21 protein-coding genes are annotated in these 20,339 nt (G+C 68.3%); 11 read left to right on the forward strand and 10 right to left on the reverse strand.

Translation table 11 applies throughout. From position 1 onward, the window contains the following. Window positions 1-171: 171 nt before the first annotated feature. The 3 genes from hflK (at window position 172) to J2Y49_RS13165 (ending at window position 4,236) form a co-directional block, all read left to right on the forward strand. Window positions 172-1,434: an FtsH protease activity modulator HflK gene (gene hflK / locus J2Y49_RS13155; RefSeq protein ID WP_310115304.1), complete on the forward strand. Its 1,263-nt coding sequence runs from the start codon at window positions 172-174 to the stop codon at window positions 1,432-1,434. Between the two features lie 13 nt (window positions 1,435-1,447). Then, complete coding sequence (gene hflC / locus J2Y49_RS13160) at window positions 1,448-2,401, forward strand: protease modulator HflC (RefSeq protein WP_310115305.1); 954 nt, start codon at window positions 1,448-1,450, stop codon at window positions 2,399-2,401. A 353-nt stretch (window positions 2,402-2,754) separates the two neighbouring features. Next, complete coding sequence (locus J2Y49_RS13165; RefSeq protein WP_409017840.1) at window positions 2,755-4,236, forward strand: DegQ family serine endoprotease; 1,482 nt, start codon at window positions 2,755-2,757, stop codon at window positions 4,234-4,236. Window positions 4,237-4,336: 100 nt separating this feature from the next. Here the strand turns inward: J2Y49_RS13165 and J2Y49_RS13170 are convergent, their stop codons facing one another. Next, window positions 4,337-4,534, reverse strand: coding sequence for a hypothetical protein (locus tag J2Y49_RS13170; protein WP_310115307.1), 198 nt, complete (start codon window positions 4,532-4,534; stop codon window positions 4,337-4,339). A gap of 532 nt (window positions 4,535-5,066) precedes the next feature. Between J2Y49_RS13170 and J2Y49_RS13175 the strand changes: the two genes are divergently transcribed. Continuing rightward, a complete protein-coding gene (locus tag J2Y49_RS13175; protein ID WP_014189689.1) occupies window positions 5,067-5,756 on the forward strand; it encodes a response regulator transcription factor in 690 nt (229 codons plus the stop codon). A gap of 87 nt (window positions 5,757-5,843) precedes the next feature. Here J2Y49_RS13175 and J2Y49_RS13180 read toward each other — a convergent pair whose 3' ends face one another. Then, the gene (locus J2Y49_RS13180) at window positions 5,844-6,272 is read right to left on the reverse strand and encodes a VOC family protein (protein WP_310115308.1); all 429 of its coding nucleotides are present in this window, start codon (window positions 6,270-6,272) and stop codon (window positions 5,844-5,846) included. A gap of 130 nt (window positions 6,273-6,402) precedes the next feature. Here J2Y49_RS13180 and J2Y49_RS13185 point away from each other — a divergent pair, with 130 nt between their 5' ends. After that, entirely contained in the window at window positions 6,403-7,287 is an 885-nt protein-coding gene (locus J2Y49_RS13185) for a LysR substrate-binding domain-containing protein (protein ID WP_310115309.1), read from the forward strand. 21 nt (window positions 7,288-7,308) lie between these two features. Here J2Y49_RS13185 and pcp read toward each other — a convergent pair whose 3' ends face one another. The 3 genes from pcp to rpoH are packed head-to-tail and all read right to left on the reverse strand — an operon-like array spanning window position 7,309 to window position 9,760. Continuing rightward, entirely contained in the window at window positions 7,309-7,956 is a 648-nt protein-coding gene (gene pcp, locus J2Y49_RS13190) for a pyroglutamyl-peptidase I (protein ID WP_310115310.1), read from the reverse strand. Between the two features lie 13 nt (window positions 7,957-7,969). Continuing rightward, complete coding sequence (locus J2Y49_RS13195) at window positions 7,970-8,830, reverse strand: DUF1989 domain-containing protein (protein ID WP_310115311.1); 861 nt, start codon at window positions 8,828-8,830, stop codon at window positions 7,970-7,972. Between the two features lie 51 nt (window positions 8,831-8,881). Further along, window positions 8,882-9,760, reverse strand: coding sequence for an RNA polymerase sigma factor RpoH (gene rpoH / locus J2Y49_RS13200; RefSeq protein WP_310115312.1), 879 nt, complete (start codon window positions 9,758-9,760; stop codon window positions 8,882-8,884). 233 nt (window positions 9,761-9,993) lie between these two features. On the opposite strand from rpoH, the gene J2Y49_RS13205 reads away from it, so the two are divergent. After that, window positions 9,994-10,383 (forward strand): NifB/NifX family molybdenum-iron cluster-binding protein, encoded by a 390-nt coding sequence (locus J2Y49_RS13205; protein WP_310115313.1) that lies wholly within the window; start codon window positions 9,994-9,996, stop codon window positions 10,381-10,383. A gap of 11 nt (window positions 10,384-10,394) precedes the next feature. Here the strand turns inward: J2Y49_RS13205 and J2Y49_RS13210 are convergent, their stop codons facing one another. Next, window positions 10,395-11,099, reverse strand: coding sequence for a histidine kinase dimerization/phosphoacceptor domain -containing protein (locus J2Y49_RS13210; protein WP_310115315.1), 705 nt, complete (start codon window positions 11,097-11,099; stop codon window positions 10,395-10,397). 244 nt (window positions 11,100-11,343) lie between these two features. Between J2Y49_RS13210 and J2Y49_RS13215 the strand changes: the two genes are divergently transcribed. Both J2Y49_RS13215 and J2Y49_RS13220 read left to right on the forward strand, forming a co-directional pair. Then, on the forward strand, window positions 11,344-12,411 hold the full coding sequence (locus J2Y49_RS13215; protein ID WP_310115316.1) for an esterase-like activity of phytase family protein: 1,068 nt from the start codon (window positions 11,344-11,346) through the stop codon (window positions 12,409-12,411). Window positions 12,412-12,519: 108 nt separating this feature from the next. Continuing rightward, complete coding sequence (locus J2Y49_RS13220) at window positions 12,520-13,449, forward strand: DMT family transporter (RefSeq protein ID WP_310115317.1); 930 nt, start codon at window positions 12,520-12,522, stop codon at window positions 13,447-13,449. A gap of 22 nt (window positions 13,450-13,471) precedes the next feature. Here the strand turns inward: J2Y49_RS13220 and J2Y49_RS13225 are convergent, their stop codons facing one another. The 3 genes from J2Y49_RS13225 to J2Y49_RS13235 all read right to left on the reverse strand — a co-directional run bounded on the left by J2Y49_RS13225 (window position 13,472) and on the right by J2Y49_RS13235 (window position 15,821). Beyond that, entirely contained in the window at window positions 13,472-15,277 is a 1,806-nt protein-coding gene (locus J2Y49_RS13225) for an ATP-binding protein (protein WP_310115318.1), read from the reverse strand. Window positions 15,278-15,402: 125 nt separating this feature from the next. Continuing rightward, window positions 15,403-15,525: a hypothetical protein gene (locus tag J2Y49_RS13230; protein WP_310115319.1), complete on the reverse strand. Its 123-nt coding sequence runs from the start codon at window positions 15,523-15,525 to the stop codon at window positions 15,403-15,405. A 116-nt stretch (window positions 15,526-15,641) separates the two neighbouring features. Beyond that, window positions 15,642-15,821 carry a DUF3553 domain-containing protein gene (locus tag J2Y49_RS13235; protein ID WP_310115320.1) on the reverse strand — a complete coding sequence of 60 codons (180 nt, stop codon included), beginning with the start codon at window positions 15,819-15,821 and terminating at the stop codon, window positions 15,642-15,644. A gap of 124 nt (window positions 15,822-15,945) precedes the next feature. On the opposite strand from J2Y49_RS13235, the gene J2Y49_RS13240 reads away from it, so the two are divergent. Continuing rightward, complete coding sequence (locus J2Y49_RS13240; protein WP_310115321.1) at window positions 15,946-16,635, forward strand: histidine phosphotransferase family protein; 690 nt, start codon at window positions 15,946-15,948, stop codon at window positions 16,633-16,635. 6 nt (window positions 16,636-16,641) lie between these two features. On the opposite strand, the gene J2Y49_RS13245 is transcribed toward J2Y49_RS13240, so the two are convergent. Continuing rightward, on the reverse strand, window positions 16,642-16,815 hold the full coding sequence (locus tag J2Y49_RS13245) for a hypothetical protein (RefSeq protein WP_310115322.1): 174 nt from the start codon (window positions 16,813-16,815) through the stop codon (window positions 16,642-16,644). A gap of 205 nt (window positions 16,816-17,020) precedes the next feature. Here J2Y49_RS13245 and J2Y49_RS13250 point away from each other — a divergent pair, with 205 nt between their 5' ends. Further along, complete coding sequence (locus J2Y49_RS13250; protein WP_310115323.1) at window positions 17,021-19,807, forward strand: chemotaxis protein CheW; 2,787 nt, start codon at window positions 17,021-17,023, stop codon at window positions 19,805-19,807. Then, window positions 19,804-20,304, forward strand: a complete 501-nt coding sequence (locus tag J2Y49_RS13255; RefSeq protein WP_200193412.1) for a chemotaxis protein CheW — start codon at window positions 19,804-19,806, stop codon at window positions 20,302-20,304. Before J2Y49_RS13250 ends, J2Y49_RS13255 begins: the two co-directional genes overlap by 4 nt. Window positions 20,305-20,339: the final 35 nt, after the last annotated feature.

Below are 20,339 nucleotides of genomic sequence, written 5' to 3' on the forward strand. Positions count from 1 at the left end.
GAAAACTCCGCTATCTTCCCGATATTGGCGGATATCCGTTGGTGGAATCCTTGCCGAAGGGTATGGGGGACTATAGGACCGACGGAGGACATCGGTAAAGGGAGGCGCGGGGTCATGCCGTTGCGCTTTCACATCATGGGACGAATCGCAAAGTAAGGGGGACTCACTCGGATGCCGTGGAACAATCAAGGTGGGGGCGGCGGCGGCGGCGGTCCCTGGGGTCCCCCGCCGGGCAACAACGGCCCGGGCAACCCGTGGGGCCGTCCCCAGGGCGGAGGAAATGGCGGCGGCGGCGGCGGCCCGCAGCCTCCCGACCTTGAGGATCTCCTGCGCCGGAGCCAGGACCGCCTGCGCCGCGCCATGCCCGGCGGCTTCGGCAGCGGGCGGGGCGTGGCCCTGGTCGTGGGCGTGCTTGCGCTGATCTGGCTCGCCAGCGGCATCTACCGCGTCGAGGCGGACGAGCAGGGCGTGGTCCTGCGGTTCGGCGAATGGACGCGCACCGAACAGCCCGGCCTGCGGTATCGCCTGCCGTCACCGATCGAGACGGTGCTGCTGCCGAAGGTGACGCGCGTCAACCGGATCGAGGTCGGCTACCGCTCCTCGGCCGGCGGCGGCCGCAACGACCGCGACGTGCCGGACGAATCGCTGATGCTGACCGGCGACGAGAACATCGTCGACATCGATTTCACGGTGTTCTGGGTCATCAAGGATGCCGGCAACTACCTGTTCAAGATCCGCGATCCGGAATCGACGGTGAAGAAGGCCGCCGAGAGTGCGATGCGCGAGGTCATCGGCCGCACCGACCTGCAGCCCGCCCTGACCGAGGCACGCCAGCAGATCGAAACCTCGACCCGCCAGCTGCTCCAGGCCATGCTGGACGAATACCAGTCGGGCATCGAGATCACCCAGGTCCAGTTGCAGAAGGCCGATCCGCCGCAGCCGGTCATCGACGCCTTCAACGACGTGCAGCGCGCCCGCGCCGACCGCGAACGCGCCCGCAACGAGGCGGAAGCCTACCGCAACGACATCATCCCGCGCGCCCGCGGCGAGGCGGAACGTCTGGTGCAGGAGGCGTCGGCCTATCGCGAGCAGGTGGTCAGCCTGGCGCAGGGTGACGCCGACCGCTTCCGCAAGGTGTACGAGGCCTATGCGCTGAACAAGGACGTCACCGCCCGGCGCATGTATCTGGAGACGATGGAGGAGATCTTCCGCGGCCGGAACAAGATCATCGTGGACGGGTCGGCGCAGAACGTCGTGCCGTACCTGCCGCTGAACCAGCTGGCCCCGAACGCCACCCCGGCCCCGCAGCAGGCGCCGCGCCAGGCTCCGCCGGCCAATTCCGGCGGCAACCAGGGCGGGCCGCGGCCCGGCACGCAGACGCAGCCCCAGCCGCTGTCGTCGCTGCCGCAGAACCCGCTGATGTCCGGCCAGTGAGGAGGATCGCATCATGAACCGCACCCTCGCCATCGCCGGCATCGGCATCGTCGCCCTCGGCATCATCGCCTCGTCGTCCCTGTTCACCGTCAACGAGGCCCAGCAGGCGCTGATCCTGCAGTTCGGCGAACCGCGCCGGGTGATCCAGGAGCCGGGCCTGCAGGCCAAGATCCCCTTCATCCAGGAAGTCCGTCTTCTCGACCGCCGCGTGCTCGATCTCGATCCGCCGGTGGAGCAGGTGATCCTGGCCGACCAGAAGCGCCTGGACGTCGACGCCTTCGCCCGCTACCGCATCCAGGACCCGCTGCGCTTCTACCAGACCGCCGGGACCGAGGCGGTGGCCGAAACCCGCCTGAACTCCATCGTCAACTCGGCGCTGCGCCGCGTGCTCGGCAACGTCACGGTGCTGGCCGTCCTGTCGGACGAGCGTGCCCGCATCATGACCGACATCAAGGGGCAGGTGAACGACGAGGCCAAGCGCTTCGGCATCGAGATCGTCGACGTGCGCATCCGCCGCGCCGACCTGCCGGAGGAGACCAGCCAGTCGATCTTCGCCCGCATGCGGTCCGAGCGCGAACGCGAGGCGTCCGAGGCGCGAGCCCAGGGCCAGGAGCAGTCGCAGCAGATCAAGTCGCGCGCCGAACGCGAACGCACGGTGATCATCGCCGAGGCCCAGCGCGACGCGCAGATCCTGCGGGGCGAAGGCGACAACAGCGCGTTGAAGCTGATCGCCGAGGCGACGTCGCAGGATCCCGGATTCTACGGCTTCTACCGCTCGCTGGAGGCGTACCGGAAGTCGCTGAACGGCAACGACACCACGATGGTGCTGTCGCCGAACGGCGAGTTCTTCCGCTACTTCAGCGGCCCGGGCCCGCAGGCGGGAGGCCCTCCGGCCGCCGCGCAAGCGGCTCCCCAGGCCGCTCCCCAGGCGGCTCCGCCTGCCGCTGCCGCCGCTCCGGCGCAGTAAGGCCGAAGGCCCGCATACGAACGGCAAGCGGCCGGATCGGGGTTTCCCCCGATCCGGCCGTTGCTTTGCCGGGCCCAAGGCGCGCGGCAGCTGTGGGAAGAAATCGGCGGGCCTGTGATTTCCGCTGGTGCCGACTGGACCGGCAGGCCATCTTGCGGCCATACTCTTGGACCAACACATATATGGCCCAGAACTGGGCGGCCGCTCCCGTCCATGGAACCGGCCGGACGTCTGGTAGGGAGACCACGTTGATTCGCATACCCAAATTCGAACCCGCCGCGCGGGGTGCCGTGGCCGGGGCCCGGCCGCGTAAGGCGGGCGTCCGGCCGCTGGTCGCCGCCATCGTCTGGGGCATGACGTCGGTCATCGGCGGCGGCGCCGTCATCGGCGCCTTCGCCGGTGCCGCACCGGCCCAGGCCCAGGCGGCGACGCCCAACCGCAACGCGCCCGGCAGCTTCGCCGATCTGGCGGAAAAGCTGCTGCCGGCGGTCGTCAACATCTCCACCAGCCAGAGCGCGCCGCAGCGTCCGCAGGGGCCGCGGCCGGAGATCCCGCAATTCCCGCCGGGCTCGCCCTTCGAGGATTTCTTCCGGGACTTCTTCGACCGTCAGCAGCAGCAGGACCAGCCGCAGCGCAAGGCGACCTCGCTGGGTTCCGGCTTCGTCATCGACGCCAAGAACGGCTATGTGGTCACCAACAACCACGTCGTTCAGGACGCCGACGAGATCACGGTCATCCTGCAGGACGATACCAACATCAAGGCGGAGTTGGTCGGCAAGGACAGCAAGACCGATCTTGCGCTCCTGAAGATCAAGACCAGCCATCCGCTGGTCGCCGTGCCCTTCGGCGACAGCGACGCCATGCGCGTCGGCGACTGGGTGCTGGCGATCGGCAACCCGTTCGGCCTGGGCGGTTCGGTCACCGCCGGCATCATCTCGGCGCGCCAGCGCAACATCGACGCCGGTCCCTATGACGACTTCCTGCAGACCGACGCGTCGATCAACCGCGGCAATTCCGGCGGCCCGATGTTCAACCTGAACGGCGAGGTCATCGGCATCAACACCGCCATCTTCTCGCCGTCGGGCGGGTCGGTCGGCATCGGCTTCGCCATCCCGTCCAACCTGGCCAAGCAGGTGGTGGCGCAGCTGAAGGAATACGGCAAGACCCGCCGCGGCTGGCTGGGCGTGCGCATCCAGGCGGTCACGCCGGAGATCGCCGAGAGCCTTGGCCTGCCCGGCCACAAGGGCGCGCTGGTCGCCTCCGTCACCCCGGACGGCCCGGCCGCCAAGGCCGGCATCCAGGCCGGCGACGTGGTGACGAAGTTCGACGGCAAGGAAATCGACGAGATGCGGCGCCTGCCGCGCGTCGTCGCCGAAACCTCCATCGACCGGGCTGTCCCGGTCGAGGTCTGGCGCAAGGGCAAGGCCCAGACCATGCAGGTCAAGGTCGGCGAACTGGAAGCCGCGGAAGAGCAGGGTCTGCTCGCCGCCAATCCGGACGAGAAGCAGCAGCCGAAGGACAAGGCCCCGGCCCAGAAGCCGACCGAATCGCTCGGCATGAAGCTGACCGGCATCACCCCGGAACTGCGCCAGCAGTTCGAGATCAAGCCCGACCTGAAGGGCGTGGTCGTCACCGAGGTGGCCGGCAACTCCACCGCCGCGGAGAAGGGCCTGCGCGCCGGCGACGTCATCCTGGAAGTCGGGCAGGAAGAGGTCCGCAAGCCGGAGGACGTCACCGCCAAGGTCCAGAAGGCCAAGGAGCAGAGCAAGAAGTCCGTCCTGCTCCTGGTCGACCGCAAGGGCGACCTGCGCTTCGTGGCGATCCCGCTCAGCTGATCCGGCTGCGGGCGGAGAACAAGGGGCGCTGGCGGGAGACCGCCGGCGCCCTTTTCGTTTGTGCGGGTTCGTATGTGCCCACAAGGAGCGCCGTGCGCTTCTACGTCCGGTCCAGCATCATCGCCACCGCGACCGTACCGGCCAGCAGGGCGCAGAGGACGGCGACGATGGCGAGGCTGCGCAGGAACTGGCGGAACTCCCCCTGCTTCCAGGCGCTTCGCCCCAGCAGCGCCAGATAACCCGCCACTGCGGCGGCGATGATCTGCCAGCCCATTCCAGTCTCGATCTTGCTCAACATCGTCTTCGGCCCATCCCCGCCATCGGGGCGGCAGCATGAAAAGCGCATGCGCGGCCGGTCCCGGTCAAGCCGTACGACCATGGCCGGGTTGTTCCCTATATCGAATGGTGCGGGTCTCCATTCGGGTTATCTGTTGGCATCACCACCGCAGGGGCCGTGACTTCAACTTCGTGTGAGAAAAATGCGGCACAGCTCGCTTATGAGGCGCAACTATACGCAAATAAGTGGTGGTTAACAAAACAGTTAACGCCTTCGAGCACTGCAATGTTCGCTGCTGTGATATCTTTGGATCCGGAAATCTTGGGGAGGCTTTGCGCATATGCCCAATGCGTTCTTCTTTTAACTCAGGAGAGTGGTACCGTAGGACGCGACACGGGGGTAACCTCCCCCTAAATAACGGCCTGCCGAAGCTGTCGAGGGGTAATCGGCCAGTCGCCAATGCGTCGGGATCTTCCTTCGTGCAGCGGCCACCACCGGCCCAACCGTCGGCCATCACCCGATGATGCTCGGTTCAAAATTGCGGGAGCGGACAATGGACACAGTGCGCGCTTTTCTTATCGACTCGAACAAGCTGTTTCGCGAGGGGCTGAAGCGCCTCCTTGACGATTCGCCCTTCCAGATCCTTGCGGAGGCGGGAAATCTGCGCGAGGCGCTGGGTTCGGTCGAAAACGGCCTGAAGCCGCAGCTCCTTCTCCTCGACCTGCAGAATGGCGGCGACGAGGAAGCGGAAGGGATGCGCCGCCTGCGCGCCTTGCTGCCGGACACCCGCATGGTCATCCTGACCAGCGACCTCTGCACCCGCCGCCTCGCCAACGCGCTGGAGGCCGGCGCCGACGGCTATCTGATGAAGGATCTGTCGTCCGACGCGCTCGCCCAGTCGCTGAAGCTGGTGATGATGGGCGAGAAGGTGTTCCCGACCCATCTGGCGGCCCTGCTCATCTCCGGCCGCGTCAACGGCAACGGCACCGAGATGCCGGTGTCGCGCAAGGGCCTGTCCCAGCGCGAAGTGCAGATCCTGCGCTGCCTGCTGAACGGCGACAGCAACAAGATGATCGCCAACCACCTGAACATCACGGAAGCCACCGTGAAGGTTCACCTGAAGAGCCTTCTGCGCAAGATCAACGCGTCGAACCGCACCCAGGCCGCCATCTGGGCGCTGAACAACGGCATCGGCGGCGAGCTGGCCGGGGCCGGCGCGGTCGCGGCTGCGGCGAACCAGTAACCCGCCTGTCCATTGCGCTCACCTGACCCTCCCTCGCCATCCCGGGGGAGGGTTCTTCCCGTTTGCGTCTTCCGTCTGCTTTTCCGCTTATTTGGCGAACAGCTGCGACATGTCGGCGAAGGCCTTGAACTCCAGGGCGTTGCCGGCGGGGTCGAGGAAGAACATGGTGGACTGTTCGCCCACCTGCCCCTTGAAGCGGGTGTAGGGCTCGATCACGAACTTCACGCCGGCGGCCTTCAGTTTCCCGGCCAGCGCATCCCAATCGGCGGGCTGCAGCACGACGCCGAAATGCGGCACCGGCACGTCGTGGCCGTCCACCGGATTGCGGTGGGCCGGGGCGGCATTGGGATCGCGCGGCTTCAGATGTGCGACGATCTGATGTCCGAACAGGTCGAAGTCGATCCACTCGTCGCTGCTGCGCCCCTCCGGGCAACCGAGCACGGTGCCGTAGAAATGGCGGGCGGCGGCCAGATCGTCGACCGGGAAAGCGATGTGGAAGGGCGTCAGCGTCGTCATAGGGTCATGACCTTTTGGGACCGGTTGGCACTTGGCTGTTGGTGTCCCCAGCAGACCCGATCCCTCCGGACTTGACAAACGAGTTCTCGGGCGGAGATTTATGAGTTCAACTCATGAGTCGGTTCGCCCCATGCCAGACCGCGTCCTGCCGTCGCTCAACGCCGTCCGCAGCTTCGTCGCGGTGGCCCGCCATCTCAGCTTCACCAGGGCGGCCGACGAACTGGCGGTGACCCAGGGCGCCGTCAGCCGCATGATGCAGACCCTTCAGGCCGATCTGGGCGTGGAGCTGATCCGCCGCGTCGGCCGGGGCATCGAATTGACGCCGACCGGGGCCGCCTTCTATGGCGAAGCGTCGGCGGCGCTCGACCGCATCGCGGCGGCGGCGCGGGCGGCCCGCGCGCAGGACGGCGGGGTTCTGCGGGTCAGCGCACTGCCGACCCTGACCCAGCGCTGGCTGATCCCGCGGCTGAAGCGCTTCCAGGCTGAAAATCCCGACATACAGGTCGAGGTCGGCATCGGCGAGCATCGCGTCGATTTCGCCAAGGAGCGGATCGACGTCGCCATCCGCTATGGCGTGGAGGATTGGCCGGGGGCGGAGATGGCGACGCTGATGCCGGAGACGATGGGCGTCTTCTGCGCGCCGTCGCTGCTGGAGCAGGGGCCGCCGCTGCGCCGTCCGGCCGATCTGGCGCATCACCGGCTGCTGCAGCACACCACCCGGCCAGATTCCTGGCGCGTCTATCTCTCCGCCTTCGGACTGACCCTGCATGATGCGGCGCTTTCGCTGGCCTTCGAGCATTTCTTCATGATCATCGAAGCGGCGTCGGCCGGCATGGGGGTGGCACTGCTGCCGGTCTTCCTGGTGGGCGACGACGTGGCGTCGGGCCGGTTGGTCCAGCCGATGCCCGAGACCCTGCGCCCGCGCGGCTGCTACCTGATCGCCCACGCGCCGGGTGCGGAGCGGGCGCGCCGCGTCCGCCGCTTCAAGGACTGGCTGCTGACCGAGGTGGAGTAGGGGGCGCTACTCCCCAGCGTCCTACTCCAGCGTGCCCGCCACCTCAAATCGGTCCTCTGCCGTCGTCAGGATGGTTTCAACCGCGATGCGCAGGCCGGCGACCACCTGTTCGACCGCCATCGACGGGGCACCCGGGTGGCGCACCGCCTGTTCGGGGGCCAGCGGGATGTGCAGGAAGCCGACGCGCAGGGTCGGGCGCCGCACCGCCCGCAGATGGCAGGCGCCGTAGAACAGATGGTTGCAGACGAAGCTGCCGGCGCTGTGCGACAGGCCGGCGGGGAGGCCGGCGTCGCGCAGGGCGGCGGCGATGGCCTTCACCGGCAGGCTGGCGAAATAGGCCGCCGGACCGCCCGCCACCACCGGCGCGTCAATCGGCTGGTTGCCGGCAGTGTCGGGGATGCGGGCGTCGTCCAGGTTGACGGCCACCCGTTCCAGCGACAGCTCCGCCCGGCTCTGCGCCTGCCCGACGCCGAGCAGGGCCACCGGGTCGGTTTCCGCCACCGCGCGGTCGAGCGCGTCGAGCGACGCGCCGAAGACGCAGGGCATCAGGCGGGCGGCGATATGGTGGCCGCGGCATTCCCAGCCGTCGAGTTGCCGCACCGCCTCCCAGGACGGGTTGACGGCCTCCCCACCGAAGGGCTCGAAGCCGGTCAGCAGGATCGTCGGCATCGAGCCTCCTCCCTTAAGCCGGGTCCGTCCGCTCCCAGGACGGCGTCGGCAGGGTCATGCCGTGGTTGCCGCGATAAGCCGCGACCTCCGGCGACGACCAGCCCGCCAGCAGGGCCGGGTCGAGCCGGTAGACCTCGACGCCCAGCGGGCGGCAGACCTCCAGCGGGTCGCGGGCGTCCGGTCCCCACAGCGGCACGCTGAGGTCGCCGCCGGGGCAGGTGGACAGGGCGCACAGCAGGTCGATCTCGGCGAAGAATTCCAGGAAGTCGCCCTTCTTGGCCGGGCAGGCCTTCATGAAATACTTGTCCTCGGCGTTCAGCCCGGTGACCTGGAAGACGTTCAGCACGTCATGCACGTCGAACTCCGTCAGGCCATAGGGGGCGACGGCGCGGGTCAGGTTGGAATGGCAATGGTGGTGGAAATCCTCACCCGTCAGCATGCGGTTGACGTAGGGATCGCAGCGCGTGCCCAGCAGGTCGTGGACCCGGCCGCCATACTCGTCGATGCCGTAATCGGCAAGCGTGTCGTGGGTGATGGTCGCCAGCGGCCGCAGATAGGGCAGGGTCGACCACAGCCGGTCGAAATTGCTGACATGCGCCTGCTGGAGCTGCCGCGTGCGCGAGGCCCAGAAGCGTTCGCGGGGGTTGTGGCGGTTCCAGATGTTCAGGTCGGCGACCTGCGGCCCCTCGACGGTGACGATGCGGAAGACATGGCCCGCCGGCACGGTCCAGGCGCGGCCGGAGCGGATCGGCACCACGAATTGGTCCACCAGCTCCCGCCCCGCGGTCTGCGACCCAATGCGCCCGTAGAACGCGCGGTCGACGTCGAGCGCAGAGCCTTTGCTGGCTTGGTAGGCGGCGGGATAGCTGGGCATCGCGGTCTCCTCTGGGGGATTCACAGGGAAGGTGCCGCTGGACGGCCCAGCTCAGGCCGCGGCGGCGGCCAGGACGCGGGTTTGGCGGGCGACCTTCTCGAAGGCGCGTTCCTCGATCTGGCGGATGCGCTCGCGGCTGACGCCGTAGCGGACCGACAGATCTTCCAGGGTCAGCGGGCTGTCCGACAGGCGGCGGCAGGTCAGGATGTCGCGCTCGCGGTCGTTCAGCACGCCCATCGCCTCGTGCAGCAGGGCGCTGCGTTGGCGGGCCTCACCGCGTTCGACCAGCGAGTCCTCCACCGACGGACGCTCGTCGGTCAGCAGATCCTGCCATTCGGCCGAATCGCCGTCGGCGCTCATCGGGGCGTTGAGCGAGGCCACGGGCGCCGACAGGCGGCGGTTCATGGCGACGACGTCGTCCTCCGGCACCGACAGGTCGGCGGCGATGCGGGTCACGCTGTCGGGCTGCAGGTCGCCGCTGCCGTATTCGCCCAGCTTCCGCTTCAGGCGGCCCAGGCTGAAGAACAGCTTCTTCTGCGCGGCGGTGGTGCCGATCTTCACGAGGCTCCAGGACCGCAGGATGTAATCCTGGATCGACGCCTTGATCCACCACATCGCGTAGGTGGACAGGCGGAAGCCGCGTTCCGGCTCGAATTTCTTGACGGCGGTCATCAGGCCGAGATTGCCCTCGGCGATCAGGTCGGACAGCGGCAGGCCGTAGCCGCGATAGCCGCCGGCGATCTTGACGACGAGACGGAGATGGCTGGTGACCAGCTTGTGCGCCGCATCGACGTCGCCATGCTCGGTCCAGGCCTTGGCCAGCATGTACTCGTCCTCGGCCGCCAGGACCGGGTAACGGTGCGTGTCGTTGATGTAGCGGGACAGCGATTCGCCGGAATCGGGCGAACGGAGGGTGATGGCGGTGCTCATGTCACATCCTCAAGCAAAGCGATATGACGGGTGCAGGGCCCCCAAGATGGCGAGCCCAGGCCTCTCCGGCGGAGCAGGCAAGCATATAGTACAAAATCGGTGCTGAAAGTCAAGCTTGGCGGTCGGGTATCGCGCCCGGCACCTCGGCGGATTGACCTCCCTCAGTGCGCGGCAAGCCGAACCGTGGCAGGACCGGGCAGTCGCCGGGCACCATCGCGAGGGAACCGCATGCCATGAAAATCGCTGTCGGCACCAAGGACTTCGAGACCATCGCCACCCATGGCGGCCGCACCCGCCGCTTCCTGGTCTATGAGGCGGAGGCCGGGGGCGACCCGGTCGAGACCGGCCGGATCGAACTGGCGGAGGAGGAGGTCCTGCACCTCTGCGGCGACGGCCGGCCGCACCCGATCGACGCGGTGCGGGTGGTCATCACCGGATCGTCCGGCTCCGGATTCGTCGCGCACATGAAACGCCGCGGCATCGAACCGGTGACGACGACGGAAACCGATCCGGTCCGGGCGATCCGCTGCTGGTTCGCCGGAACGCTGGCCCCTGCCGCCGAACCGGAGCACCCGCATGAGCACCATGACGGCCACCATCACGGCGACGGGCACCGCCACTGAGGGGCTGCGGATCAGACCGGAAAGCTGACGCTGGCGGTCGTGCCGGCGGCGTCGCTGTCGGTGGACAGCGTGTCGCCCAGCTGGCCGGCCAGCGCCTCGGCCAGCATCAGGCCGTCCTCGGCTGTGGTGTCGAAGCCGGCGGGCAGGGCGCGTCCGTTGTCCTCCACCGTCAGGCGGGCGCGGCCGCTGTCGCCCTGCTGGCGTACGGTGATGCGGATCCAGCCGTCGTCGGGGAAGGCATGGTGCAGGCAGCTGGTCACCAGCTCCGCGATGATCAGGCCGAGCGGCATCGCCTCGTACAGGCCGATCTGGATCGGGTCGGAGTCCACCGTCACCGGCACGCGGGACAGGGCGCCCGGCGTGCCTTCGCGCACCGCCTCGCACAGGGCGGTGACGTAGCGGCCGAGGTCGACATGAGTGCCGGCACCGCTCTCGTGCAACTGGCGATAGAGAATTGCCAGCGCTTCGATGCGCACCATGGTTTGTTCGTAGGCGGCGCGGGCGTCGGGGTCGCGGATGCGGCCGGCCTGCAGCTTCAGCAGGCTGATCACCAACTGCAGGCTGTTCTTGGCGCGATGCTGGAGTTCCCGAAGCTCGGCTTCCAGCTCCTGGATGCGCGCCGTCAGCCGGTCGGCCGGGGACGTCCCGGACGCGACGCCGTCGCCTGGCTGGTCCGGAGGAGAGTAGGCGGCCTGGGACCGCGGAAGCATCGGCATGGGAACGGACTCGGCTCGGTCATCACAGGTAAGCATTGTCGAAAACATTCGTCAATCTAAGCGCTTGTCCGGCAGGCCCCACCGGTTCTGAGGGAGTAACCCGCCGCGCCTAACCGTTAAGTCCGAGGCGTCATGACGGTCGTTCCGCAATCCGCCGGCCCCGGATGGGCATGCGGATGGGAGCGGGCGGGTGCCCGCCGAAAGATAGGTTGTATCCCTCGGTTGCACTGGCAAGAGTGGCCGCATGACGATGCGAAAGATGTTGGTCTGGGGCCTGCTGCTGACGGCCCTGTCGGGCGGCTGCGCCGCCATGGTCGGGGCCGGTGGCCGGTCCGGAGACCCGGAAATTGTCACTGCCAAGGAGGTGCCGCTCGACCGCGTCCGGCCGGAGAAGGTGGCGGTCGGGCCGCTGCGGTTCCTGGGTGGGCTGGAGATCGTTGGCGGCGACCGGGTCGGCGGACTGTCCGGCCTGTGGATCGACCCGGCCGGCGAGCGCTTCGTCGCCGTCGGCGACACCGGGCTGGTGGTGGACGGCCGGCTGCGGACCGACGCCGCCGGACGCTTGGCCGGGGTCGCCGAGGTCCGCGCCCGCCCGCTGCCGGTGGAGGAGGGGGTTTCCCGCCGCAAGCGCCGCACCGATGCGGAGGATATGGCGCGTCTGGCCGACGGCAGCTGGCTGGTCTCGCTGGAGCGCGACCACCGCATCCTGCGCTATTCCGCCGGAGACCACGGACCGGAAGGGACGCCGACGCCGATCCCCTTGCCGCCGGAGGCGGAGGACGGCCCGGAGAATGGCGGGCTGGAGGCGCTGACCCGTCTTCTCGACGGCCGGCTTCTGGTCCTGGAAGAGGGCGGGGACGACGGCCGGCAGGAGCGCCGCGCCTGGATTGCCGGAGCAGGGATCACCGGCGCGGGAGTCGCTCGGACCGGCTCGCCGAAGGACGCCGTGCCGCGCCGTGCGGCGGACTGGCAGCCGCTCACCTACCGTGCGGCACCCCGCTACCGGCCGACCGGCGTCGCTCCGCTGCCCGATGGCGGCGTTCTGGTGCTTGAACGGCGGGTGTCGCTTCTGGGCGGCTGGTCGTCGCGTCTGGTTCGGGTGGCGCCGCAACAGCTGAGCGCCGGTGCCGTCATCGAGGGGGAGGAACTCGCCCGGCTGGAGTCGCCCCTGCTGAACGATAATTTCGAAGGCATCGCCACGCGCCCCGGACCGGCGGGGGAAACGCTGGTCTACCTGATCACCGACGACAATTTCAGCTCGCTCCAGCGCACCTACCTGCTGCAGTTCGCCCTGGACGGGCCGTCCTCCTGAAAGCCCGGCCGTTTCCGACCAAAGTCGGATGGGGCGAAGCCAGCTGCGGGTTTGACAGCGCGGCAACCTTGCGGCTAGCTGCTCCAGGTGTTTGCAGGGGAAACAATCATGGCGGCGAGCGATAAGCTGGGGGCGGGGCGGGCCGCTGCCTCACCGGCAGTTCCGGCGATGACCCCCGGGCTGAGGCGGGCGGCGCTGCTGACCCTGCTGGCGATGCTGGCCTTCGCCGCCAACTCCATCCTGTGCCGGCTGGCCCTGACGCAGACCGCCATCGATCCGGCCGGCTTCACCCTGGTGCGGATCGTCTCCGGTGCCGCCAGCCTGTGGCTGATCGCCCGCGCGACCGGGCATGCGAAGCCCGGATCGGGCAGCTGGCGCGGCGCGGCGGCGCTGCTGGCCTATGCGGCGGCCTTCTCCTTCGCCTACCTGACGATGACCGCCGGGACCGGGGCGCTTCTGCTGTTCGGGGCGGTGCAGGCCACCATGATCCTGGTCGGGCTGTACCGCGGTGAACGGCTGGTGGCGCTGCAGTGGGGCGGTCTGGCTCTGGCATTCTGCGGGCTGGCGCTGCTGCTGGCGCCGGGCCTGTCGGCCCCCGATCCGCTGGGGGCGCTGCTGATGGTGGCGGCCGGTGCGGCCTGGGGCGTCTATTCGCTGCTGGGGCGGGCCAGCCGCGATCCGATCGCCACCACCGCCGGCAATTTCCTGCGCGCCGTTCCGATGGCGGCGGCGTTGGCCCTGCTGTCGGCGCTGGCCGGGCCGTTCACCGGCGGCGGGCTGCGCTGGGATGCGGGCGGGCTGCTCTACGCCGTCCTGTCCGGGGCGCTGGCGTCGGGAGTGGGCTATGCGATCTGGTACGCCGCGCTGCCGGCCCTGACCGCCGCCCGCGCCGCCTCGGTGCAGTTGAGCGTCCCGGTCATCACCGCGCTGGCCGCGGTGCTGGCGCTGGGCGAGCGGATCTCGCCGGCGCTGGCGGTCTCCTCGGTCGCGGTGCTGGGCGGCATCGCGCTGGTGATCGTCGGAAAGCGGCGGGCTTGAAAGGAGTCTTCACCCCGCAAATTCATACGGGGACCGTCTGCGTCCGTTCCAGCGTCATGAGGTCGGCGGGACGGCTGCGCAGGCGTCCCGGTGGAAAGAGCACGGTGGCGGTGGTGCCGCGCCCCAGCACGCTGGACAGCACGAATCGCCCGTCCTGCATCTCCACCAGCGACTTGACCAGAGGCAACCCCAGCCCGGTGCCGGCATAGCGCCGGGTGTGGGAGTTGTCGACCTGATGGAACGGCTCCATCACCTGTTCCAACTCGACGGTGGGGATGCCGATGCCGGTGTCGCTGACCCGCAGGCGCAGGCTGCGCGCTGCCCGATCCGCCTCCACCGCGATCCGGCCGCCGGGCGGCGTGAACTTCACGGCGTTGGACAGCAGGTTCAGCAGGATCTGCCGCACCGCGCGGGCGTCGGCGTACAGGATGGGCAGGGGATCGTCCAGCTTCGCCGTCAGGGTCACGCCCTTTTCGAGCGCCAGCTGCTCCATCTGGCGCAGGCACTCGCCGATCAGATCCTCCACCGCCAGTTCCTCCTGGTGCAGGACGTATTTGCCCGATTCGATCTTGGTGGTGTCGAGGATGTCGTTAATCAGGCTCAGCAGATGCTGGCCGGACCGGCGGATGTCGCCGACATATTCGGTCTGCTTGGGCGTCAACGTGCCGAAGATGCCGCTTTCCAGCGCCTCCGCGAAACCGATCACCGCGTTCAGCGGGGTGCGCAGTTCATGGCTCATGTTCGCCAGGAACTGCGTCTTGGCCCGGTTGGCGGCGTCGGAGACCTGTTTGGCGGCGATCAGCTCCGCCTCGATCCGGTGACGGGCGGCGATGTCCTGGATAAGCCGGTGCTGGCTGTCGCGCAGCGCCCGCTCACTGCCCTGCAGGTCGGTCATCGTCCGTTCGCGCCGCCCCGCCTCGCGCAGCAGGGCCAGCATCATCAGCCCGAGGACCAGCGTGCCGGCGAGGCCGGCGGCTGCCAGCATGACGGCTTTGGACCGCCAGGGGGCGAGCACCGCGTCGCGCGACGACGACACCGTCACCACCAGCGGCATTTCGGCCGAGGCGCGGTAGCTGAGGATACGCCGCGGCCCATCGGACGGGCTGTCCAGTAGTTCCGTGCCGACCGGCGCCTCCTTCAGCAACCGGGCGAACAGCGGCAGATGGCGGGCCGACCGGCCGATGTAGGTCTCATGGTCGGGAAAGCGGGCCATCACCGGCCCGTCGGCATGATAGAGCGTCACCACCGCGTCGCCGGGAAGCGCCAGCGTCCGGTAGAGGCCGCGGAAGGCCGTCGGCTCCATCACCGCGACCACCACGCCGGCGAAGCGCCCGTCCGGGGCGTTCAGCCGCCGGCTCATGCCGATGAACCAGGTGCCGGAGGTGCGCCCCCGCGCCGGATTGCCGACGAAGACCCCGTCCGCTCCGCCGGCGACCAGCCCGTCGCGGTGAGCCATCAGGTAGTCACGGTCCGACAGGTCGAGGGTGGCGGGGGTCAGCGTCTGGGTGTCGTGGACCAGCCTGCCGTCGGCGGCGACCACCAGCATGGCGCGGATCAGCGGCGACTGGCCGGCCTGACGGCGCAGCAGGGCATGCACGTCGGCATCGCCCTGCTCCCAGCTGTCGCCGCGGACGGCCAGCACCTCCGCCACGCCGGCCAGGATTTTCGATACGCCGGAAAAGCTGTCGGTCGCATGGCGCTCCAGCACCAGCGCCATCGCTCCGTTCTCTTCCCGTGCCCGGGTGACGGTCTCGCTGCGCTCATGCAGGAGGTCGTAGCCGATCATGGCATTGAAGCCGACGATCAGCGCCACACCGAAGGCGCCCATTCCCCCTTTGAGACGCGAGATCAACCGACGGCCCGCCGTGTCCGGTCATGGATCGACCGATGCTACACCGCGAATCGCAACGCCGGAAGTCGCCTTTTCGTGGAAGAGGATATGGATTTGTTCGCCTAAAGCCGGACGGTGGAGCTGGAGAAACGCTCTGCGGTCGAATGGCCGATGGAGTTCAGCGCCACCGCCGCGCCCAGCGCGATCACCGCCGCGGCGGCAAAGCCAAGGATCATGGCCTTCATCTCGTGTCTCCCATCTTTGGGTTTGGCATGTTTGGGTTCGGCGCATAAAAGCAAAGCGGCCCCGGCGGCGCAATCCGCGCTTTCCCGGAGTCGGGATCTCGAAATCGGAACTGCCGTCAGAGTTCGTCCGGATCCACCACCGAGAGCGAGATGACGTCGCTGTCGATCAGCACCTTGCCCGCATGCTCGAAATTCACGGTGATGCGGTTGCGGATGGCCGACTGCACCTGGCCCAGCCCCCAGTCGGGCCGGTCGGGGTGGCGCACCCAGGCGCCGGGCACCAGCGAATCGTCCATGTCGCGTCCCATCCGTCAGTCTATTGTACATAGGAAATGCGACCGCCTGTGCGGCGGCGCCGTGAGAGTATAGAATCGCCGGCACCGCGCCGTCGCCGCTCCTTTTTCCACCGGAGACCGTCTCGTGACCGAATCGCCTTCCCAACCCGTCAGCGTCGACATCCGTGTGCTGGAACTGCTGGCGTCGAAGCTGTGCCACGATCTGGTCAGCCCGGTCGGCGCCATCCGCAACGGCCTGGAACTGATCGAGGAGATGCAGGAGGACGAGGATGGCGGCGGGGCCGGGTTGGCCGGCGGCTTCCTGGGCGAGGCGGTGAAGCTGATCGACCATTCCTCCGGTCAGGCGGACCGCCGGCTGCGGGTGTTCCGGCTGGCTTACGGGGTGGCGGGGCGCGACCAGAAGGGATTCGGCGACGCCCGCAACTCCGCCGCCGGCTATCTCGAGGGCGGCCGCACCCGGCTGGACTGGCCGGAACGGGTGCCGCACGACATGACGGCCCAGCGCCGCGGCGTGGTGAAGCTGGTGCTGAACCTCATCCTGCTGGCGGACGAAGCGCTGACCCATGGCGGACTCGTGTCCGTCGCGGCCGACGGCGACGAGACGGCCGGCCGCATCACCGTGACCGCCGCCGGCCGTCCCGGCACCTTGAACCCGGATGCCGCCGCGGCCCTGGCCGGCACGGCGACGCCCGATGCGCTGACGCCCCGCACCATCCACGCCTATCTCGCCGGACGGCTGGCGGAGAGCGATGGATTCCGCATCGCCGCCGCCACCGAAAGCAGCGAGCGGCTGGTCTTCACCGCGGAGTGGTGAGGCTTTCTACAGCTGTTTGAAAATCCGCGTTTCCACCACGACCTGCTCCACCCCGCCGGTGGTCTGGTGGGACGTGGTGCGCAGCGTGACGGCCAGATTGTGGCGTGCGGCCTCCGCCAGGGCGGCGTTGAGGTTGTCCACGGCGTCGCGCACGGCCTGGGCGAGTTCGGCGTCGGTCATCGATCCTCCCTGTGACAATCGGTCCCTCATCCTACCGGTGGAAGCTTCCGGAAGACTCCCTATCGGAAGAGGTAAGGTTCTCTTAATCAGTGTTTGACAGGCTCCCACCCTACCTGGACTGGAGCGCAACCGGCGGCCCTTAGATGCTGCCCGTTCGAGCCGCAGGCCGGCGCGGACCATAAACATTGGGCCTGGGGAATGCGACATGGATGATCTGCTGTCCGAATTTCTGACGGAAACCAACGAAAACCTCTCGGTGCTCGACGTCGAGTTGGTGCGGTTGGAGCAGAATCCCAACAATCCGGAACTGCTGTCGAACATCTTCCGCCTCGTTCACACCATCAAGGGAACCTGCGGCTTCCTCGGCCTGCCCCGCCTGGAAAAGGTGGCGCACGCGTCGGAGAACGTGCTGGGCAAGTTCCGTGACGGCGAGCTGACGATCAATCCGGAAGCGGTTTCGCTGATCCTGCAGGCTCTGGACACCATCAAGAGCCTGCTGGCGGTTCTGGAAGCGACCGAGGCGGAACCGCCCGGCGACGACCTGCCGCTGATCGAGCGGCTGAACCTGTGCGCCGAGGGCAAGCTGGGCGGCCCCGCTCCGGCCGCCGCCGCTCCGCCGCCGCCGACCGCTCCCGCGGTCGCAGCATCGGACGACAGGCCGGCGACGCTGGACGAGCTGGAGGCACTGTGGAACTCCATCCCGGGCCCCAATGACCCGCCGGCCGCGGCTCCCGCCGTTCCGGCGAGCACGGCGGTCGCCACCCGCGCGCCCGAGCCGGCCGAGGAGCCCGCCCCGTCGCAGGACCTCGTCGTTCCCGACGCCGAACCGGCCACCGCCGCCAAGGTGCCGGCGCCGGTCGCCCCGATGGCCGGCGGTTCGGCCGGCGGCAATGCGGGCGGTGCCGATGCGGGCGCCGAGGCCGCGACCAAGGAATCGGCGGTCGCCGCGCAGACCATCCGCGTGAACGTCGACCTGCTCGAAAACCTGATGACCATGGTCTCGGAGCTGGTGCTGACCCGCAACCAGCTGCTGCAGATCCTGCGGTCGCAGAAGGAGAGCGAGTTCGCCGCCCCGCTGCAGCGCCTGAACCATGTGACGTCGGAGCTGCAGGAAGGCGTCATGAAGACGCGCATGCAGCCCATCGGCAACGCCTGGGCCAAGCTGCCGCGTCTGGTGCGCGACCTGGCGCATGAACTGAACAAGAAGATCGACCTCCAGATGCTCGGCGCCGACACCGAGCTGGACCGCCAGGTGCTGGAGCTGATCAAGGACCCGCTGACCCACATGGTGCGCAACAGCGCCGACCATGGCCTGGAGATCCCGGCGGAGCGCCTGAAGTCCGGCAAGTCGGAGACCGGCCGGATCACGCTGAACGCCTATCACGAAGGCGGCCACATCATCATCGAGATCCAGGACGACGGTAAGGGACTTGCCATCGACCGGATCAAGCAGAAGGCGATCCAGAACGGGATGGCGTCGGAGATCGAGCTGGCCTCGATGACCGACCAGCAGATCATCCAGTTCATCATGAAGCCGGGCTTCTCCACCGCCGCCAAGGTCACCAACGTGTCGGGCCGCGGCGTCGGCATGGACGTGGTGAAGACCAACATCGAGAAGATCGGCGGCACGATCGAGATCAAGTCGGCCCAGGGCAAGGGGTCGACCTTCGTCATCAAGATCCCGCTGACGCTGGCCATCGTCTCCGCCCTGATCGTGGAGTGTGCGGGCGAGCGCTTCGCCATCCCGCAGATCAGCGTGGTCGAATTGGTGCGTGCAGCATCCGACAGCGAGCACACGATCGAGCGCCTGAAGGGCACGCCGGTGCTGCGCCTGCGCAACCGCCTCCTGCCGCTGGTCTCTCTGCAGCAGCTGCTGCGGCTGGATGACAGCGAGGACGCAAAGAAGCCGGCGGACGAGACCTTCATCGTCGTCACCCAGGTCGGCACCTACACCTTCGGCATCATGGTCGACCGCGTGTTCGACACCGAGGAAATCGTGGTGAAGCCGGTGGCGCCGATCCTGCGCCACATCGAGATGTTCTCGGGCAACACCATCCTGGGCGACGGCTCGGTCATCATGATCCTGGACCCCAACGGCATCGCGTCGGCCACCGGCGAGATGGCGATGGGCGAGGCTGCGGGCAAGGAGACCACCGCGGTCCAGACCCAGCGCCAGGAGGACAAGATGGCGCTCCTGCTGTTCCGCGCCGGCGAGGGCGCGCCAAAGGCGGTGCCGCTGTCGCTGGTCGCCCGCCTGGAGGACGTCGATCTCGCCACGGTCGAGATGTCGAACGGCCTGCCGGTGGTCCAATACCGCGGCAAGCTGATGCCTCTGGTGCCGATCGACCCGAACTTCTCCCTGGCCAACGAAGGCCGCCAGCCGGTTCTGGTCTTCGCCGACGGCGACCGCTCGATGGGCCTGATCGTCGACGAGATCGTCGACATCGTGGAGGAGAAGCTGAACGTCCAGCTGGCCGCGGAGCGTCCCGGCCTGATGGGGTCGGCCATCATCGCCGGCAAGGCGACCGAGGTGATCGACGCCGGCTTCTTCCTGACCCAGGCCTACAAGGACTGGTTCGGCTCCGCCCAGGAGGGGTTCGAGGAGGAGAAGCTGCAGCGCGTGCTGCTGGTCGACGACAGCCCCTTCTTCCGCAACCTGCTGACGCCGCTGCTGTCGGTCGCCGGCTACGACGTGACGGCGGTGGAGAATGCCGGCGACGCGCTGGCGCTCTGCGAGGCGGGCGAGGACTTCGACGTCATTGTCTCCGACATCGAGATGCCGGGCATGAGCGGCTTCGACTTCGCCGAGGCGGTGCGCCACGGCAGCCGCTGGCAGCGCGTGCCGATGGTGGCGCTGTCCAGCCACGCCAGTGCCCGTGACCTCGACCGCGGCCGGATCGCCGGCTTCAACGACTATGTCGCCAAGTTCGACCGTGATGCGCTGCTCTTCGCGCTGCAGCAGACGCTGACCGACCAGAAAGGTGCCGCATGAGCAACGCCAAGCTGCCGTCCACCGTCCGGAAGTCGAAGGGCGACGATATCGTCGTCTCCGGCAATCAGGACTTTGTGACCATGACGATCGCCGACCAGATGTTCGGCATCCCGGTCCTTCAGGTGCAGGACGTGCTGGGCCATCAGCGGATCACCCGTATCCCGCTGGCCCCGCCGGAGGTCGCCGGATCGCTGAACCTGCGCGGCCGCATCGTCACCGCCATTGACGTCCGCCTGCGGCTCGGCCTGACCGGCCGGCCGAAGGACAAGCCCGGCATGTCGATCGTCGTCGACCTGCGCGGCGAGCTGTACAGCCTGATGGTCGATTCGGTTGGCGAGGTGCTGAGCTTGACCAAGGAAGACTTCGAACGGAACCCGGCGACGCTGGATCCGCGCTGGCGCGAGGTATCCACCGGAATTTATAGGCTGAACGGCCAGTTGATGGTTGTGCTGGACGTGCCTCGTCTGCTCAACTTCACAACCATCGAGACGGCCTGACGGCTTTCGGCGCCATCCCCAGGGGAGGGCGCCGT

The sequence above is a fragment of the Azospirillum sp. BE72 genome (assembly GCF_031455875.1).
GTDB lineage: Bacteria > Pseudomonadota > Alphaproteobacteria > Azospirillales > Azospirillaceae > Azospirillum.

Excerpts from the sequence above, each read along its gene's own strand:
- hflK (WP_310115304.1), top strand. The coding sequence starts at position 172 with ATGCCGTGGAACAATCAAGGTGGGGGCGGCGGCGGCGGCGGTCCCTGG.
- hflC (WP_310115305.1), top strand. The coding sequence starts at position 1,448 with ATGAACCGCACCCTCGCCATCGCCGGCATCGGCATCGTCGCCCTCGGC.
- J2Y49_RS13165 (WP_409017840.1), top strand. The coding sequence starts at position 2,755 with ATGACGTCGGTCATCGGCGGCGGCGCCGTCATCGGCGCCTTCGCCGGT.
- J2Y49_RS13170 (WP_310115307.1), bottom strand. The coding sequence starts at position 4,534 with ATGTTGAGCAAGATCGAGACTGGAATGGGCTGGCAGATCATCGCCGCC.
- J2Y49_RS13175 (WP_014189689.1), top strand. The coding sequence starts at position 5,067 with ATGGACACAGTGCGCGCTTTTCTTATCGACTCGAACAAGCTGTTTCGC.
- J2Y49_RS13180 (WP_310115308.1), bottom strand. The coding sequence starts at position 6,272 with ATGACGACGCTGACGCCCTTCCACATCGCTTTCCCGGTCGACGATCTG.
- J2Y49_RS13185 (WP_310115309.1), top strand. The coding sequence starts at position 6,403 with ATGCCAGACCGCGTCCTGCCGTCGCTCAACGCCGTCCGCAGCTTCGTC.
- pcp (WP_310115310.1), bottom strand. The coding sequence starts at position 7,956 with ATGCCGACGATCCTGCTGACCGGCTTCGAGCCCTTCGGTGGGGAGGCC.
- J2Y49_RS13195 (WP_310115311.1), bottom strand. The coding sequence starts at position 8,830 with ATGCCCAGCTATCCCGCCGCCTACCAAGCCAGCAAAGGCTCTGCGCTC.
- rpoH (WP_310115312.1), bottom strand. The coding sequence starts at position 9,760 with ATGAGCACCGCCATCACCCTCCGTTCGCCCGATTCCGGCGAATCGCTG.
- J2Y49_RS13205 (WP_310115313.1), top strand. The coding sequence starts at position 9,994 with ATGAAAATCGCTGTCGGCACCAAGGACTTCGAGACCATCGCCACCCAT.
- J2Y49_RS13210 (WP_310115315.1), bottom strand. The coding sequence starts at position 11,099 with ATGCCGATGCTTCCGCGGTCCCAGGCCGCCTACTCTCCTCCGGACCAG.
- J2Y49_RS13215 (WP_310115316.1), top strand. The coding sequence starts at position 11,344 with ATGACGATGCGAAAGATGTTGGTCTGGGGCCTGCTGCTGACGGCCCTG.
- J2Y49_RS13220 (WP_310115317.1), top strand. The coding sequence starts at position 12,520 with ATGGCGGCGAGCGATAAGCTGGGGGCGGGGCGGGCCGCTGCCTCACCG.
- J2Y49_RS13225 (WP_310115318.1), bottom strand. The coding sequence starts at position 15,277 with ATGGGCGCCTTCGGTGTGGCGCTGATCGTCGGCTTCAATGCCATGATC.
- J2Y49_RS13230 (WP_310115319.1), bottom strand. The coding sequence starts at position 15,525 with ATGAAGGCCATGATCCTTGGCTTTGCCGCCGCGGCGGTGATCGCGCTG.
- J2Y49_RS13235 (WP_310115320.1), bottom strand. The coding sequence starts at position 15,821 with ATGGACGATTCGCTGGTGCCCGGCGCCTGGGTGCGCCACCCCGACCGG.
- J2Y49_RS13245 (WP_310115322.1), bottom strand. The coding sequence starts at position 16,815 with ATGACCGACGCCGAACTCGCCCAGGCCGTGCGCGACGCCGTGGACAAC.
- J2Y49_RS13250 (WP_310115323.1), top strand. The coding sequence starts at position 17,021 with ATGGATGATCTGCTGTCCGAATTTCTGACGGAAACCAACGAAAACCTC.
- J2Y49_RS13255 (WP_200193412.1), top strand. The coding sequence starts at position 19,804 with ATGAGCAACGCCAAGCTGCCGTCCACCGTCCGGAAGTCGAAGGGCGAC.